Below are 17,882 nucleotides of genomic sequence, written 5' to 3' on the forward strand. Positions count from 1 at the left end.
TTATCATTTTCCATCAATGGATTATCTGGAGAATTGCCGCCACAATACCAGCCTAATGCGCGTAATCCGCATCCCTTGCGGGCATGAACGACAGGGTCTGGTCCGTATAGGTCTCCACCACCTCGCTAAAGGGCTGGCCACGCGCATCGCGCAGTACCGCGCGCTGGCGCACGATCTGCGCAGGCGGTGTGATCACTCCCGCCGTGTCATGCGGGCTCCCGGGCCACGGTGACCACAGCCGGGTGAATTCCAGCCGGTCACGTGAAAAATGCAGGCCCGCAACCACATGCCCGAATGCCGCGTCGGTCCCGTCCAGCGTGGCGTTCATATCCGCCGTCAGCCGGTCGGGCACATACCAGTTGTCGGCGACCGACAGCACATGGGTGCCGCAGACAAGCTGCACCTGCCGGTGGCGTATGGGCTGTGTGGCACTGGCCCCAAGGTCAGCCCGTACGCGTGCGGGTACGGGGTCGGGCCCGGTAGGGATCATCTTGCGTGCAACCACCACCGGCCTGTCGGCCATGTGGTGGCTGGCGCACCAGTCCTCCAGCGCCACAGTCGCGCTGGGATGGGTCAGCAGGGTAATTTCCAGTTCCTGCACCGCCAGCAGCACACGGGCACGATCCAGCGCGGTATCAGGCAGGCCCGCCGCCAGGCAGCCACCGGAAGCAGGCAGGATGCCCACGCCCGACAGCCCCACGGCGGCCAGCAGGAAACGTTTCACCCCGTGCCTCAGGGCGCCAGCGTGCGCGCGGGCAGATGCACGCTGACCTGCTGGCTGTCATCCACGGCCGACGTGCCCAGCCAGACCCGGAAGCGGCCTGAAGGAATGGCCCACCGGTCATGCCTGCCATCAAAATGGGCCAACAGGCGCGGATCGACCTGCACCGAGACCTGGCGGCTTTCGCCCGGTGCCAGCGTCACGCGCTGCCAGCCCCCCAGCCTGCGCGCGCCACCATCGGGCAGACCGACATAGACCTGCGGCACATCCACACCCGGACGCGTGCCGGTATTGCGCACGTTGAACGTCACCGTAAGCTCCTTGTGGTGATACCCCGCCGCCAGCCCGTCGGTGGCGAAGGTGGTGTAGGTCAGGCCATAGCCGAACGGATAGAGCGGCTTGAGGTGATTGCGGTCGAACCAGCGGTAACCGACATCACTACCTTCATCGTACACCAGTTCCTGATCGGTATGGAACTGCATCTCGAACACGTTGTTGGCGGTTACGCCCGCGATGTCAGGATGGGCAAGCTGGGATTCAGCCTGCGGAAAGGTCATGGTCAGATGGCCTGACGGCGCGACCTTGCCAAATAGCAGCCGTGCGATGGCCGTGCCGCCACCGGAACCGGGGAACCATGCCTCCAGCACGCCCGCCACGCTGCTGTTCCACGGCATCAGTACCGGATCGCCGGTTTCCATGACCACCACGGTGCGCGGGTTGGCGGCCGCAACGGCGGCGATCAGTGCATCCGCATTGCCATCCAGATGCATGTTCGGCGCGTCCATCCCCTCAAAGGTGAACTGGGTGGCATACACGACGGCGACATCGGCGGCGCGCGCGGCACGGACGGCGGCTGCGATATTCGTGCCCGGATCATAGGTAATGTGCGCAGACGGGGCCTCGGCCCGCATGGCCTTCAGCGGGCTGGACGGGAAATAGACCGGATCGCCCGGCCAGTCCTTCTTGCCCGGTCCCTTGACGACCTCACCCCCGATGGGATCGACCTGGCTGGACCCGCCACCCGAAATCACGCCCACATCCGCATGACCGCCAATGACCGCAATGCGCGCGGTGGGGGACAGCGGCAGGACGTTACCTTCGTTGCGAAGCAGGACCGCGCCTTCTTCCTCGTCACGCTGGGCGACAAGGGTGTCGGTCACGACATCCAGCGGCGCACGCTGCGGCGGATGGTCAACCAGCCCCTGCGCGAACAGGGAACGGACAATACGCTGCGCCATGTCATCAATACGCGACTGCGGCACGCGACCCGCCTTCACATCGGCTGCCAGCAGCGCCTGGAAATAGGGACGCGCATCGGCATGGTCGCCCGCCGATTCCTGATCCAGACCGGCCAGCGCCGCACGGGCAGAGGAATGGGTGGCCCCCCAGTCGGACATGACGAAGCCGGGATAATGCCAGTCCTGCTTCAGCGTCGTGTTCAGCAGGTACGGGTTTTCACACGCATACAGGTCGTTGACGCGGTTATACGAACACATGACCGAACCGGGATGCCCGGTTTCCAGCGCGATCTCGAAGCCCAGCAGGTCACTTTCACGCATGGCCACAGGGTCGATATCCGCACTCATGGTCATGCGTGATGTCTCAAGATCGTTCATCGCGTAATGCTTGAGGGTGGAAATCACATGCTGTGACTGCACGCCCGCAATGGTGCTGCCGACCATGCGCCCGGTCTGCAGCGGATCCTCGCCTGCATATTCGAAATTGCGGCCACCGCGCGGGTCACGGGTCAGGTCCGCCCCGCCGCCCAGCAGGACATTGAAGCCGCTCTGCCACGCTTCGCGGCCGATCATGGCCCCGGCCTCACGCGCCATGTCCATGTCCCACGAACTGGCGGTGGACAGCCCCGATGGCAGGGAAACCGCCGCCCCGTCCTTACGGATATGGGCCGGGTTGCGGATGCCAAGCCCCGCATCCGAAATCTGCAGGTCCGGCAGGCCCGACCCCGCAGGCGCACGCAGATATGCCGCCGAACCAAGGCCGCCCGGCGGGGCGACGCTGCCATTGAACCCACCACCGTCAACACTGAACAGCAGGGACATCTTGTCTTCAGGGCTCATATGCGCCAGCACCTGACGCGCCTTTTCATCCGCCGGATCACCCGGGGCATGATGCGCTGCATGGGCGGCGTCATGCGCCACCATCATGCCGCACGCCACGGCGGACAGCAGGAATATCTTGCGGGACAGCTTCATGCGGCGGCTTCCTCATCATAATGGTCAGGACAGCAGGGATACGAGCCGGACGGTCCCGCCCGCTGTGGTCATAATTACTGAAACACCCGTCCTGCAATCCGCATGATCTAGCGCAAGGCAGGACGAGAAATTGGGCCAGCAGGTGTAAAAAAACCCCGCCGGCAGGCCATATACATGCCTGTGGGCGGGGTCATGCGGCAACAGCGCGGCCCGGACAGGTCCGGTCAGTTGCTGTTGCTGCGGGTACGCATGTACAGGATGATGGTCTGGGTCGGGACGGAATTCAGGTCTTCGGCATCCACATCGCGGGTGACGACATAATCGCCAAACGCACCCGGCTGCGACGTGATCCAGCGGCCGTACAGCCCTTCCAGCACCGGGGCCAGCCAGGTGCCCGAGGGTTCACCTGCGCTGCCAACCTGCGGCAGGTCTTCATGCACGATGCGCATGGCCTGTTCTTCCGCCAGCAGTTCCAGCTTTACATATCCCCAGTTGATCATGCCCAGCAGGGCATTCAGTTCGATCTGCAGCTGGTGGATGGTGTTGCACAGGGGCGGCTGCAGTCGACCAGCCATGCCGCGGCCGACCTCGCGCAGCAGGTCATTCCTGACCTCGATCCCGGCCTGATCGTCGATTTCCCACGACAGGGCCTGCAGGAAAAGCGAGAAGTCCGGTTTTGCGTTGAAAGTTGTCATTACTGGTCCATAATAAGATAGTGTACGGAAATCATGGCGCCGCTTTCAGTCCAGTTACCGGCCTTCTGCCAGCGCCCCGACAGATCAAGACGAAGATTGTGTGTAAATCGATACCCTACCCTAGCATTGAAGCCGCCCGTAAGACTAGCGATACTATCCCCGGGATAATAGGCCCTGTCTACCGTTTCCTCTGACAGATAATCCGAGGCCGTCGCATTCTGCATATACGAGTCGGCAATGTACTGGGCCCCCGACTGCAAGAGCGAGGATGTCGGGAAGAATGGGGAAGAGTGTTCGTGGAACACCTGATAGCCCACGCTGCCGGTCACATCCCAGTCCAGTCGCTTGTGCTGCCCGGCGTAACGGATCGGAACGGTAGCTGAGTAATAGGACTGGGGCGAGAAGTAGCCACCCTGCCCATAAGTATAGAAGTCCTGATTGTTGGCATAACCGAAATAGGTCAGGCTGACACCGATCCGCACCAGCATGTTGGCGTTGTGCCACACCAGTGTATTGGCGCCGATACCGGCCTCACGCTCGTTATTACTCCGCGTGTTCTTACCGGTCTGGATCGCATAGCCACCGCCACCATACAGGATGGTATTGCCTAGCGTCGCCTCGACCTGGCCATGGAAGTGGTTGGTCACGACACCACCCCATTCCTGCCCCCACTGCGACGCAAGCTGGCTGCCATAATGGTTCAGCGCGTAACGGCCCAGGGCCGAATTGTAGTTCGGATCACGCAGGCCGCCATAGGACAGGACGCTGTTGGTGATCGAACGGCGCTCGGCACTGACACGGAACGTCACCGGCCCGACACGTGGCGAGAATTCGACCCCGCCCAGCACATTGGTGATGGGGAAGCCGATCGGCGATGCGCCGACATCCGCCCGCACCCAGCTATTGCTGAACTGCACATCCGGCGCAAAGCCCGCTTCACCCTGCCCGCCCTGAATCTGCTGGGTCCGCAGGCTGCTGCTGCTGTTGTTCTGGCTCAAGGAATTGACGTACTGGTTGTACGCCTCCGTCGCCATGTTGGTGCCGTAACGGGGCACGTCATAAACCGAACCGGCATTCAGGTCACCCGACCAGATCATGGTTGGCGTGATCGAGAAGGTCAGGCTGGATTCACCAGCCTGCAGCGGCAGGCGCCCGACGATGGGAATGTTGGCTTCCGTCAGGCGGCCCATGCCGTGTTCACCCGAACGCGACCGGAACCCGAGACCACCGTCAATGGACGGGGCAAGATTTTCACGCAGGGTATTGATCTGCCCGGAAATGGAAGACAGCATCTGGTCCGCAGCCTCGGGTGAGGTCGCTTCCATGCTGTAGGACCCACCCGTGACCGGCGCGCCAAGTTCCGTCTGCCGCCCGTAGCCATGGTGGCGGAACGGGTTGCTGGAAGGTGGCGCCAGCGCATCTTCCTCGGTCGCTGCCGGGCCGGAGGCAGAGCGGGAACCCTCGACCTGCTGCAGGCGCAGGTCATACGCCCGGCGCAGGTCGGCAATAGTCCGATGCCCATGTCCATCTGCCTGATCGGCCACGGCCATGCCCAGCCATGCGCGGGCATCCATCGGGCTTTCCTGTACGCCGTCCATCGCCAGATGGGTGGCCAGGCTCTTGCGGCCACTATTGACCGCGGCCTGCACGGCGGCCTGCCGGGCATCAAGATCCTGCGGGTTATGGCGCAGTACCGCCAGGTCGATGTCCAGCGCCTTGCTGGATTTGCCTTCGCCGTTATACAGCCGGGCCAGCGCCAGTTTGGGCGATGTCGCCTCCGGATCCGCCCGCAGCGCCGGGGCCAGGTGATCATACGCCTGCGCCTGATCGCCACGCTGGTTCAGCAGGTCGGACTGCGCCACGGCAATGCCCATGCGCAGTTGCTGGAGCGTCTGCTGCTGTTCCGGCAGCAGCGCATTGCCTGTTCCGCTTCCACTACCATCGCCCAGCGGCGCAAGCAGGCGGGCGGCGGCAACCGGGTTGCTGATCTTCATGTATTCGGTGGCGTAGGCCAGTCGCTGGTCCGGCGACAGGTCAATCGTACGGGTCGAGGCGATACGCAGGGCCATGCGGGCATGGATCATGTCACCACGCTGGCGGAACAGGTCTGCCACGGCCACGCCGCGCGCGCCGGTCGGGTCAGGCGGGGCAAGCGCTTCACGGATCAGGGGAACCGGATTTGGCACCATCGACAGACGGCTGGCCAGATCTTCCTTGATCTGCATTTCCTCGGCAATCGAACGGATGGCCGGCGAATAATCCTCGGGGGACAGCCCGGACAGCAGGCGACGGGTCGCCGCGTCATTGCCGGCGCCATAGGTATACAGGATACCCGCCTGCCGGTCCTGCGCCGTAACCGGATTGGCCAGGATCGGCTGCATGACCCGCCCGGCTTCCGCCACGTCACCCTGCTGCTGCAGGGCATTGGCCAGGTTGATGCGCACCCACGGATCGCGCGGGGCCTGCGTCATGGCTTCACGCAGAATGGCAACCTTGCGCGCCGAGTCCGACGTGTGCGATGCCGCGGCCATCAGGCCCGTCACCTCGATCTCGCCAACTTCCGTGGCATATTGCGGCCCGACCCGCGACAGCAGCTGACGGGCTTCCGCCGTGTTGCCCTGCGCCATGTCCACCCGCGCCAGCCCCATCAGGGCCAGCTGGTTATTGGGATCTCGCGCCAGAACGGACCGATATTCCTGTTCAGATGCATCGATCTGCCCGGTCGTGCGCTGCAGGTCCGCCAGCATCAGGGTCGCACCGGTGAACTGTCCCGGCTGACGCGCCAGCGATGTCAGGCGCTGCTTGGCTTCGGTGTACTGATGGGCTGCGATCAGCTGGCGGACAGCCGCATAGTCACCGCTGATTTCCATCCCCGCCAGCGCGGGGCGCCAGCGGTCAGCCGTCTTGGGGTCCGCAGCCATCGCTTCCTGAAAATAACGACGCGCTTCAGCCGCATCACCCTGACGCATGCTGACCAGCCCCATCCCACCCAGCGAATCCGCATCATGGGAATTGATCTGTAGCGCGGACTGGAATGACTGCTCGGCCGCGGACAGGCGTCCGGAATTTAGCTGCTGGAAGCCTGCCTGACGCGCCAGCCCGGCCTTGTCCGGCGGACCACCCGGCGGATGAAGCATGTGCTCCTTCAGCGCCGTATCATCGGGATGCGCCGTCAGCCACTGCTGCATGAGCGGCTGCGTCTCGGCCGTAACGGGCAGCCAGCTCAATGTCTGCCGATAGGACTGGGCGGCGGCGGCGGCCTCGACGGGGGCCTGCGTTCGGAACCCCTGCAGGTCCTTCAGTCGCGCCAGCCCCTCCATACGGGTCGAGGTGTTATATGTCAGCGTCTGTGCAAAGGCGAGCTGTGCCCGGTAGTCCTGCGGATTGGCCGCCACAAGACCCGCAAGGCCCGCACGCGCCTGGTCCCAGTCCGCCGGGACACCCGCCATGGTCTGGTAATATTCGATCGCCAGGGAATGCGGGGGCCGGCCGCCATTGAACAGCTTCTGGTATCCGGCAACGGCTTCCGCGCTATGACCGGATGCCGCAAGCGAACGCACATGTGACAGGTCGCCGGTCGAGATGGAGCGTTCGTGCAGCAGGTCGCTCAGGCTGTTTGCCGCGACACTGCCCGGTGCCACTTCCTGCAGGTGGCGCAAGGTATCGGCTGCCGCTTCACGGTTGCCCATGGCCGTCTGGTATTCCCCCTGCACTTCCAGCACGTCGGGGGCATCCGGAGCGATCCGCTGCGCATTCTGCAATGCCTGCCGGGCATTGTCATACTGCTGCTGCTGCAACCAGAAACGCGCCTGCTGCAACAGGATCTGCCGTGGCGCGGCAGTTCCCCCGGTGGCCTGCGCGCCGGTCATGGCGGTGGACGCCTGCTGCGCGCGGGCGACCGGCACAGGCATTATCGCGCCCATGCAACTGCTGGCAAGCAGGCCGGCAGAAAGCGAAAAGACGTATCGTCTGTTCATGATCACGATTTCTGCCTTTCTTCCTGTAACTGCCGGCGACGGAACATCGCGTGGCGGAACAGGGCACGCACCAGGACAGCCACCACCAGCAGACAGCCAGCCAGCCCGACCACGATCACGCGGAAGGGATGGTTATGCATATACCAGTCGGGAATCAGCCACAGCGGCACCGTGCCAACCGTATACAGCGGCGAACTGCGGTAGGATGTCAGGTCGTCACCATGCGCCAGCACAAGATCACCCTGTACTTTCGCCTGGTTCTTACGCTGCCCCAGGATCTGGACCAGATTATCAAGCCCCTGCCCGTCACCCGACAGCAGGGCCAGCACGGTGCGGCCGGACGCCAATGGCGATTCCGCCTCCACCATCGCGCCGACGCCACCGCTCAGCGTGGTTTCGACCTCGGTCGGGTGCGTGTTGCTCATGACCGACATCGGATCCTGGAAAATGTTCCACACGCCGCTCAGGGTGGAACGCAGCCCCATGTGAAGCCGCCCATCCGAAATCTGGTATGCCGAGTTGGCCAGCAGGGCAGATACATCCGCACTGTTGGACAGGGTGGACAGGACAATCAGGTTCCGGTCCGCCACGTCGCTGACATGGTCGGCCGAAACGATATCAACGCCCGAAACGGGATACCATGTCGTCGCCCCCATGAAGCCCATGAGATCGAGATACGCGCTGACCACCGTACCATTGGGATGATCCGGCAGCACCACCGCCGAACGCGACAGGTCGGCGTAGGTCGTGAACGGATACCCCGCACTGGCCATGTAGGCCAGGTTGGGCATGCGCGTGATGTGATAGGCATTGGACAGGTCAATGGTCGAATCCGGATCGACCGACATGTGGATCAGGCTCGGACCGGGACGGCAGCCGGGCTGTGCCAGCGGGGCTGCGTCAAAATAGAACTGCAGCTGATCCTGACCGAACACCATCCACGGCGGAATGGTCAGCGTATGCTGCTCCACGCCCGCGTTCTGGGTGCCCACGCCAACACGATGCAGCAGCTGATCGACAACCGAGCTCTGCTCCCGCAGTGAATAGGACTGCAGGTAGGTATTGTTGATGCCGACATCCAGATGCGAACGCGCCACATCGAGGATCGGGCCATCCGGCGCGCGGAAACGCACGTTCAGCTTGTACGGACGGTCACGCCACGTATAGAGGTCGGGCGACACGCGGAACGGAACCGACAGCACGCCCGGCGTATACCCTTCACCCTGCAGGGCGCTGACCGGCACCAGTTCACCCAGCCGGACCGGGCGGCTGGTGGGAATGAAGGACGGCGCGTCATTGGCCAGACGCGGGGCGACATCAATCGGCGCCACATCCATGCGGCTGGCGACCGGCAGGGCGCTGGACCCGAAGCCGATCCCCTTGCTGGCGGTAATGACTTCATCGCGGTCACGCCCCGTCACCAGCAGCACCGTGCCGTTGGGATCGGATGGGTTGGCGACCTCCATCAGGGTGGGGCCACTGACGGACGGGCGGCCCAGCGCTGCAGGCAGTTCATCCGCCACGCCGACCACAATGGCATTGCCGGTCTGGGGAATGGTGGAGAAGACGGGGAAATTGACCCCACGGAAGTCGGTCTGCTGCCCGAACCACGACGCGATGATGCCGGAAGCCTTGAGCACTTCAGGATCAAATGTCTGTGCAAGGACGAACGGAATGACGACTTTCTGCCTTACAGTCTTATCAAAGAACGGCTGGGGCAGACGGGCCAGCTGACGACGGGGAGGAAGCGGAATGGTCGTGATCTGCAGCTGCGAATGTTCAGACACGCTGGCCCACTGCAGCCCGTTGGTCGGGTCCGCGCACCCTTTGGAACCTGAAGCGAAGTTGAAGTTCAGGCGGTTGCCGCTGACAAAGAAAATCGGATTGATGTCAAATGACAGCGGCCCGAACGCCGGATGCGTCGGGTCGGGACGCAGCGTGCCGATATACTGTTCGTTCAGCGTGATCGTCACCGCGCTGTTGTCGGGCTGGAGGTTGGGCGACATGGCCCCGGACACGACCAGCCGGGCCGATGTCACCAGCTGGTCTGCCGGAATCCCGAACTGCAACCCCTGCAGCGGGGCGGCACCGCGCATGGTCAATGCACTCTGCGCACCCAGTTCCTGAAGGGAATAGGTATGGACGGTTGCAACATCGGTACCGACGCCTGCCGCATTTTCGGCATTATCCAGTATCGCATCCGCATTGCTGGCGCTTCCCGCATCGGACGCGGGCGCGGCTGATGCCGGATCAACCGCCTGTGCGGAAGGTTGCGCCGCTGGCGCCACCGGTGCCGCTGCAGGCAGGGGGGGGAGATCACTGCCCGTAGGCTGGTGGGCTGGCGCTTTGGACGCAATCGGGGCAGCCTGCGCTCCCGTTGCGAAAACCAGCAGCGCGATCAGGGACACCATTTTCATATCACGAGGCCGCACGACTGATCTTTCCTTCCTGTTTCTGACCACCCTGGCTGGTTGTTGGCTCCCTACGCTCAACCGGCAGTGCAATTGGTTTCTTTTTGGGACGACTATGGGCAATCATCTGACCCTTCCTGCGGAACAGTGCCTTGATGCTGAGGATCAGACTCCACAGGCTTCGTAACGGCCGGTCATCCTCATAATTATTCCACTGCAGCCAGGCATCGGCGCGTCCGAACACAAACCGGACCACGGCCGCCTCAACCTGAATGTTACTGATCGACCACGTAAACACCGCCTTGCCCTGGGCACTGCGGATCATGGTGGCCGGAAGGTTCATCTCCTCGCCATCCAGTACGGCATGGATCACGACCTGTACAGGGTGATCGGGAGTAACCTCACGCCATGGCAGGTGGATCGCCACACCGCCCATGGAGACGTCTTCGGTAATGCCGTGGCTCGAATTGCCATCGTAATCATAAACCGTAACGGGGATCTGGGCTTCGATACGATGGCTCTGGCGCAGCTGCTTTGTTTCACGCCCCACGGAGATTGCCGCCATCAGGATGATCAGACTGATCACCGACCAGATGCAGTTCAGCGCGTACGCACGTTCCGAAATGATGTCCAGGTGCTGGAAGATCAGCGCATATAGCCCACGCAACAGGCCGAGGGCCATGATGATGGCGAAAATAATATTCGGATAGGTGGCGGTGAGGTCGAATTCCTCACGTTCCAGAACACCACCTTTTTCCGTCACGTTGAACTTGCCCTTGGAGGGGAACAGCATCGTGACGATGGTCACCCGCACCAGGAACAGCGCCATGACGGTTTCGTACACTTCACTCCAGAACGAATACCGCCAGCCCTTGTTGACCTTCGCCGCAGTCGCAATGGAATGGAACATGTGCGGGATGGCGTAGACCCCCACTGCCAGCGGAGATGCCGCGATGATATTCTGGCTGAAGAACAGGAAGGCCAGCGGGGATGCAAGGAAGATGACGCGGGGAATGGCGAAGAAGAACGACGTCATGGCCGACAGGTAGCAAAGACGCTGCCCAAGCTTCAGACCCGAGCCAAGCATCGGGTTATCGACGCGGAAAATCTGGATCATGCCACGGGCCCAGCGCATACGCTGCCCGATATGCGTAATGAGACGTTCTGTCGCCAGACCGCTGGCCAGCGGAATGCGCAGGTAGGCGGTCGACCAGCCCTTGCGCTGCATACGCAGCGCGGTATGGGCGTCCTCTGTCACGGTTTCGGTTGCGAAGCCGCCGATTTCCTCAATCGCCTTACGGCGCAGGATGGCGCACGATCCGCAGAAGAAGGTCGCATCCCAGAAGTCGTTACCGTCCTGAATGACGCCATAGAACAGATTGCCTTCGGGCGGGGTGCGGTACCCCACCGCCAGGTTACGCTGGAACGGATCGGGGGAATAGAAGTGATGCGGCGTCTGCAGCAGGGCGATGTTCGAATCGCTGACCATCCAGCCCATGGAGATCTGCAGGAAAGCACGCGTCGGGATATGGTCACAGTCCAGGATGAGGATGTGATCGCCCGTGGTATGTTTAATGGCGTAGTTCAGGTTACCGGCCTTGGCGTGCGCGTTATCGGGACGGGCGATGTAACGCGCGCCGCAGGCCTCGGCAAAACGGGCGAATTCCTCACGCCTGCCGTCATCCAGAATATAGACGTTCACCTTATCAGGCGGCCAGTCGATACCCAGCGCCCCGAGCACCGTCAGACGCACGATGCTCAGTGCTTCGTCATAGGTCGGGATGAAAATATCAACCGTGGGCCACTCATCGGGATTGGCCGGCAGCGGCAGCGGCGCACGATGCAGGGGGGAAATCGTCTGGAAATAACTGAGGAACAGCATGTAGAGCGCATACAGTTCCGCCAGCAGCAGCGTGACACCCAGGATGCCCTGCGTCCAGGTATCAAAATCCAGCGTTTCCGTCAGCCGCCACGTCAGATACCGCAGGGACACCAGCGCCGACAACACCTCCAGAAAGACCTGGGTACGACGGCTTTTGCGGCGGCCGACGATAAAAAACACCGCCACACACACTAATGCCACAATCATCTGTTCATTAAGCGACAGCGTAACCATGGTTGCGGCAAGCAGGGCGCAAAGCCCCAACGCCCCAACGACATAGCTGGCACCGCGCAGTGACAGTATCTTGTTGGAAAAGCGGCCGAACCAGCTTTCCGCAGGCGCTGACGACTGAACCTCTGACATCAATAACTCGTCCGATTAATAAATACTGATAAAACAGATAGTTACGTTCAAAAGAAAACCGTCAGACGCATCTGGTCCGTCATGTCGCCTTTCGGCCCGCATGGCACGCGGGTCATACGGGGCCCAGGCCCCCTGCCCTGTATCCCGTGGCGGACCGGCCTGCCATCATAACCGGTCACGCCTGCCGGAATCAGGATTGCTCGTTCTCTTCCTCACGCTTGCGCAGCAGGGCCTCACGCAGGCTCGGCTTGGGGATCAGACGGTCGGTCGCCCGTCCCCCCAGTGTCATGAACACTTCGGTCAGGGTCGGGGAGTTATCGGTCGGCGCCGGGCGGCGTCCCGCGCTTTCATTCCATGAATTCTTGTCGAACTTGGTCATCGTGGTCACCTTGGAAGCAGGTTTGGAAACAGGCCGGGGCATCGGCACCGGTGTCGGCTGGAACAGCCGGGCCATCTGGGTCCGGTCGCCTGCCTTGGCAAAAAAGAATCCAGGCCCGGTCGGGCGCTGTCCACGGCGCTGCTGCGCCTTGGGCACGGGGGCCCACTCATCCGTTGCAGCAACCTCCGGCTCGGGGGCTTCAACCGTGAAGGGAGCAGACTGCGCGGGTGCCGGACGCGGCGGCGCGGACGGCGCAGCAGGCGCGACAAACGGCGGCAGGCCACGCCGTTCGCGCCCGCCCGACTGCACGACATCCGGCGTCGTTGCGGCAGGCCTGGGCTGCGGTGCGGGTGAGACCACGGTTTCCGGCGGAGGCGGCGGTTCCGGCGCGACCGTTTCCATGACAGGCGGCGCGGGCTGAGCAGGCGGCTGCGGCACATGCACGGCTTCCGGCACAACCGGGGCCGGTGGCGGTGGCGGTGGCGGTGGCGGTGGCGGTGGCGGTGGCGGTGGCGGTGCTTCCTCCACAATGGGAGGCATGGCTACAGGCGTGACGACAGGCGGTTCAGGCTCCGGCGCAGGCGCAGCGGCTGGAGCCGGCTCGTACGACTCCGGCTCGGCATAATGCTCTTCGGCGTAGGCGTGCGTGTCGTCGTGATCTGTTTCTTCGGGGACATCGACGGGCGCGTCCCGCACGATGGACCGGAAGGAATGGTAATGAAAGCCTTCCCCGCTCAGACCATAGCCAGTCGTAAGCATGCGGGACACATCCTGCGGATTGTCCATGTCCACATTACGGTGTGGCGCCGGTGTCCCTGCTTCCTTGTCGGCTGAACTCACATCCCACCTCCCTCGGCACGGGCGATATAGACCAGCAGTGTAAGCGCCGCGGAATAATAATCCGGCGCATTATCCAGCGTGGGCAGTTCGCCAGCCGATGCCAGACCCGAACACGATGCAACGGCCAGATAACCGGGCGGCGCATTATAGGGCGAACGCGAACCATTTGTCAGGTCAACCCAACCCGGCAGGGCAGATGCGCCAAAATGGTTCCAGAACCGGGTGTAGTCAGCCAGCAGTTCCGGCGACAGCATATGCGCCCAGTACAGGTAAAGCGGTACGCGAATCGCGTCGTAGGAGAAACGCGGCGGCCAGCCCTTTGCGATGGAGAAATTACCCGTCTGCCGGTTGATCGACAGCCAGTCCGGCGGCAGCTTCCATTCACCGAACTGTGCCTTGCCAATGATGCGCAGGCCATTTTCGATCACGGTCTGCCACTGGGATTCGCCTGACAGCTCAAACGCCTGCAGAAGGGAGGGCATGACGTAATAGGACAGGTTGAGGGTCACCGCGTCCTTGGTAACGAATCCCACTGCCCCGGGCAGCAGCACCGTATAGGGACCGACCTTCATGGTCATGTGCTTCAGCACGTCGGCGTAGATGTTTATAGCGTCCTGGATATAGTCCGCCCGCTTCCAAAGCTTCCCGGCGCGTGCCAGGCCCAGGGCAATCAACAGATCCCCGTCGGTGGCGTTATTCTTGTCCGCGACCGGCGGGTTGTGTCCCTCCAGGTAACGCCAGGAAAACAGGGCATCGGTCTTGTGCTGAAGGTTGTTGCGCGCCCAGACCCATATCGCCTCGAACGCCGTCTGGTCGCCTGCCGCGGCGGCGAACAGCATGCCGTAACCCTGTCCCTCGCTGTGGGATTCGCCGCTATTGCCGGTATCGATAATGCGCCCGTCGGGATGGAAATACTTGCTGCGGAAAATGGCCCACTGCTGACTCACCGCCGTGCCGTCCCCTGCTTCAGCCGCCGAAAGGAACGGAATGCTGCCGGTAGCCGCCATGACGGACAGAAAGGACCGACGCCCCATCCCGGATACATGTTTCTGCAGCTTCATAAAATCCAACAGCATTGATCACCACACACTAGAAATCAGAACCGATGCAACCACAGGCGGAAACCGGTGTTCAACTCCCCGCCCGGTCGCACTCATGACGCCTTAATCGCAAACTCCTCCATCCTGCAAGCCACACATGGCTACTACGAGACAGACTTTATTACGGAAAGGAAGCATAACGCCTTCCCCCCCAATGGCGAAACTGCCACCAGCGCCCTGACGGACCGGAAAGGGGGTGAAGTTGCATTTTTATCACGTCGGGCCAGCACGCTCCCCCAGAAAATCCCGTTGATTATTCCTGCAGAAATCAAAAGAGAAATATGGAAAATGACCGGGTTCCAATATGCTGCCATCTATCCGAAAATTAAAAGACGGAAAATATTTTTAAATTTCGGTGCCATTTGACATGAATCAATGCTTTTTGCACAAAGCGTCCCGGCAAATATATAAGATGCCTTTATTATATATTAATATGAAAAACGGCGCCATGCCATAGATTGATTGCTTTTCAATGAAAATAACGCGGACAATTGTCCAGTACATACGAAAAACCCGCCTTGCGGCGGGCTTTCGTTCTGCGGCCATGGTATAAACAGCCAGTAATCTGGCGTCCCGTACGGGATTCGAACCCGTGTTGCCGCCGTGAGAGGGCGGTGTCCTAGGCCTCTAGACGAACGGGACAAAGGCCGGTGCCGCGTTCTATGCGATCACACGTGGGGATGCAAGGAAAGAATTGGTCAGGACCGCCCCAGAACCAGTCGCGCCACGATACGGTGGCCGGCAGGATCCCATAGCACCACACGGTCTACGCTTTCCCCACCGCTCAGCACCACCGCCAGCAGCCCATCGGGGCGAGCGGTAACGGACTGCACATGCGTCCCCGGCGCTTCCTCCACCACCAGATCCCCTGCCTGCACGCCCGGCCCCGCCATGACGGGGGCCGGTACCGTCGCGCCTGCCACCGCAACCGGGTGGGGAGCGGCCGGGTGCATCATCCGGTGCACCAGCACGCCAACCAGCGCCAGCGAGCCGATGAACAGCAGGATTCCCATGCCGATCACCGCCGCAAGCAGCGCGCGCGATCCCTGTTTTTCCATTATGTGCTTTCCGTTCCCGAATACCGTTTTTTCCGATAGACACATGCCATGAATGACACTGTCCCCCCTGCCCCTGTCATCGCCACCACCGGTGACGCAGGCCAGCGCACCGACCGCTTCATTGCCAATGTGGTCGAAGGCCTTTCGCGTTCACGCGTCAAGTCCCTTATGGAAAGCGGCCATCTGTTGCGCGATGGCAGCCCACTGCGGGACCCGGCGGAACCCGTGCGGGCAGGCATGTGTTATGAAATTCATATCCCCCCCGCAATCCCCGCCACACCGCAGGGGCAGGATATCGCCCTCGACATATTATATGAGGACCGCGACCTGATCGTGCTGGACAAGCCCGCGGGCATGGTCGTGCACCCGGCCCCAGGGAACGAGGACGGCACCCTTGTCAACGCCCTGCTGGCCCATTGCGGCGAGGGGCTGACCGGAATTGGTGGCGAACGGCGACCGGGCATCGTACACCGGCTGGACAAGGACACGTCGGGCATCATGGTCGCGGCCAAGACCGAAATGGCGCATCAGGCGCTTTCCCTTGCCTTTGCCGAACGCAGGATCGACCGGGCGTATCAGGCCATCTGCTGGGGCGTTCCCTCACCCGCCAGCGGATCGTTCGATGGTGCGATCGGGCGCGACCGGCGCGACCGCAAGCGCATGGCGGTGATTGCCAATGGTGGCGGCAAGATGGCGCTGACCCATTACCGCGTGCTGGACACCTTCCATGGTGGCCTTGCCCATGTGGAATGCAGGCTGGCGACCGGACGCACCCACCAGATCCGGGTCCACTTCGCCCATGCCGGACACGCGCTGGTGGGCGATCCGGTTTACCTGCGCCGGATTCCGGCCGCGTCACGCAGCCTGCCCCCCGCGGCAAAGGACGCGGCGCTGGATTTTCCCCGCCAGGCGCTGCATGCCCGCCGTCTGGGCTTTGTCCACCCGCGCAGCGGTGAGGAGATGCTGTTCGAGACCGCCCCCCCGGAAGACTTCCGTCACCTGCTGTCCAGTATTGCCTGATTTGCAGGCATATTCATTGACACAACCGGCCAGCATGCCTATGTTCGGTGATTGTTCGCCGGGGCCGACGCCCCCAGGCTAACTGGACGTCCTGTATAAAACTGCCCATGACGGGGGTCATATACAGGGACGTGAGATGTCCAGTCGTGCGTCTAACAGAGTTGACGATGCAACCCTTCCGGTAACGGTTACGTTAGTCCGGATTAAAGCTGTCCCGTCCCTCTGGAACAGGAGTCCGTTACAATGGCCTCTTCTGCTTCTGCTCTTATTTCCGGTCCCGAAAACAACCTGTCCAAATACCTTCGGGATATCCGCAAGTTTCCCATGCTCTCCCCCGAGGAGGAGCTTCGCCTGTCGCGCCGCTGGAAGGACAAGGGCGACACCGAGGCCGCGCATAAACTCGTCACTTCCCACCTGCGTCTCGTCGCCAAGATCGCCATGGGCTATCGTGGCTATGGCCTGCCGGTGGGTGAACTGATCAGCGAAGGCAATATCGGGATGATGCAGGCGGTCCGCCGCTTCGACCCCGACCGTGGCTTCCGGCTGGCGACATATGCCATGTGGTGGATCCGTGCCGCGATACAGGAATACATCCTGCATAGCTGGTCACTGGTGAAGATCGGCACAACCGCCGCGCAGAAAAAACTTTTCTTCAACCTGCGTCGCCTCAAGGGACAGATGCAGGCCATCGATGACGGTGACCTGCAGCCTGAACAGGTCAACAAGATCGCCCAGTCCCTCGGCGTGCCCGAACAGGACGTGGTGAACATGAACCGCAGGCTTGCCGCCCCCGACCACAGCCTGAATGCGCCGCTGCGCATGGATGGCGAAGGGGAATGGCAGGACTGGCTGGTTGATGACAATGACAACCAGGAAGAAACCCTTGCCCAGAGCGAGGAATATTCCGGCAGGCAGGCGCTTCTGGCCAACGCCATGAAATCCCTGAACGACCGCGAACGTCATATCCTGACCGAACGGCGCCTCAAGGACGAACCGGCGACGCTGGAAGAGCTGTCGCATGTCTACAACATCTCACGCGAACGCGTGCGCCAGATCGAGGTCCGTGCCTTTGAAAAGGTTCAGACCGCGATGAAGGCGGAAGTCGCCTCCCGTCGCGCGCAGCACACGGCACAGGCCGAGGCCTGACCACCCGACAGCCTTCCCGATAAAAAAAGCCCCGCACGCTTCTGGCGTTGCGGGGCTTTTTGTCTGTACCGGCCTTA

The 17,882-nt window shown here is 62.1% G+C and carries 12 protein-coding genes and 1 tRNA gene; 3 read left to right on the forward strand and 10 right to left on the reverse strand.

Translation table 11 applies throughout. The features are described from left to right. Positions 1-52: 52 nt before the first annotated feature. From HNO79_RS01165 to HNO79_RS01200, 8 genes are all read right to left on the reverse strand, one after another. Complete coding sequence (locus tag HNO79_RS01165; RefSeq protein WP_214164300.1) at positions 53-724, reverse strand: hypothetical protein; 672 nt, start codon at positions 722-724, stop codon at positions 53-55. Between the two features lie 8 nt (positions 725-732). Continuing rightward, the gene (locus tag HNO79_RS01170) at positions 733-2,934 is read right to left on the reverse strand and encodes a beta-glucosidase (protein WP_214164299.1); all 2,202 of its coding nucleotides are present in this window, start codon (positions 2,932-2,934) and stop codon (positions 733-735) included. Positions 2,935-3,158: 224 nt separating this feature from the next. Further along, positions 3,159-3,629, reverse strand: a complete 471-nt coding sequence (locus HNO79_RS01175) for a cellulose synthase operon protein D (RefSeq protein ID WP_010513886.1) — start codon at positions 3,627-3,629, stop codon at positions 3,159-3,161. Next, positions 3,629-7,606: a cellulose synthase subunit BcsC-related outer membrane protein gene (locus tag HNO79_RS01180; RefSeq protein WP_214164298.1), complete on the reverse strand. Its 3,978-nt coding sequence runs from the start codon at positions 7,604-7,606 to the stop codon at positions 3,629-3,631. The genes HNO79_RS01175 and HNO79_RS01180 overlap by 1 nt, the downstream gene beginning before the upstream one ends. A 2-nt stretch (positions 7,607-7,608) precedes the next feature. Beyond that, the gene (locus tag HNO79_RS01185; RefSeq protein ID WP_244987387.1) at positions 7,609-10,038 is read right to left on the reverse strand and encodes a cellulose biosynthesis cyclic di-GMP-binding regulatory protein BcsB; all 2,430 of its coding nucleotides are present in this window, start codon (positions 10,036-10,038) and stop codon (positions 7,609-7,611) included. Beyond that, on the reverse strand, positions 10,025-12,262 hold the full coding sequence (bcsA, locus tag HNO79_RS01190) for a UDP-forming cellulose synthase catalytic subunit (protein ID WP_010513890.1): 2,238 nt from the start codon (positions 12,260-12,262) through the stop codon (positions 10,025-10,027). The genes HNO79_RS01185 and bcsA overlap by 14 nt, the downstream gene beginning before the upstream one ends. Positions 12,263-12,452: 190 nt before the next feature. Further along, positions 12,453-13,481: an endoglucanase gene (locus HNO79_RS01195; RefSeq protein ID WP_244987388.1), complete on the reverse strand. Its 1,029-nt coding sequence runs from the start codon at positions 13,479-13,481 to the stop codon at positions 12,453-12,455. Next, entirely contained in the window at positions 13,478-14,557 is a 1,080-nt protein-coding gene (locus tag HNO79_RS01200; protein ID WP_214164297.1) for a glycosyl hydrolase family 8, read from the reverse strand. Before HNO79_RS01200 ends, HNO79_RS01195 begins: the two co-directional genes overlap by 4 nt. Before the next feature lie 51 nt (positions 14,558-14,608). On the opposite strand from HNO79_RS01200, the gene HNO79_RS01205 reads away from it, so the two are divergent. Beyond that, positions 14,609-14,947: a hypothetical protein gene (locus tag HNO79_RS01205; RefSeq protein ID WP_010513894.1), complete on the forward strand. Its 339-nt coding sequence runs from the start codon at positions 14,609-14,611 to the stop codon at positions 14,945-14,947. Positions 14,948-15,147: 200 nt separating this feature from the next. On the opposite strand, the gene HNO79_RS01210 is transcribed toward HNO79_RS01205, so the two are convergent. Next, positions 15,148-15,223, reverse strand: a tRNA-Glu gene (locus HNO79_RS01210). 56 nt (positions 15,224-15,279) lie between these two features. Beyond that, positions 15,280-15,639: a hypothetical protein gene (locus tag HNO79_RS01215; RefSeq protein WP_214164296.1), complete on the reverse strand. Its 360-nt coding sequence runs from the start codon at positions 15,637-15,639 to the stop codon at positions 15,280-15,282. A gap of 48 nt (positions 15,640-15,687) precedes the next feature. Between HNO79_RS01215 and HNO79_RS01220 the strand changes: the two genes are divergently transcribed. Both HNO79_RS01220 and rpoH read left to right on the forward strand, forming a co-directional pair. After that, positions 15,688-16,659 carry an RluA family pseudouridine synthase gene (locus HNO79_RS01220; protein ID WP_214164295.1) on the forward strand — a complete coding sequence of 324 codons (972 nt, stop codon included), beginning with the start codon at positions 15,688-15,690 and terminating at the stop codon, positions 16,657-16,659. 243 nt (positions 16,660-16,902) lie between these two features. Continuing rightward, positions 16,903-17,805, forward strand: a complete 903-nt coding sequence (rpoH, locus tag HNO79_RS01225; RefSeq protein ID WP_010513897.1) for an RNA polymerase sigma factor RpoH — start codon at positions 16,903-16,905, stop codon at positions 17,803-17,805. The last annotated feature ends 77 nt before the right edge of the window (positions 17,806-17,882 follow it).

Source organism: Komagataeibacter oboediens (genome assembly GCF_018491655.1).
Classification (GTDB): Bacteria; Pseudomonadota; Alphaproteobacteria; order Acetobacterales; family Acetobacteraceae; genus Komagataeibacter; species Komagataeibacter oboediens.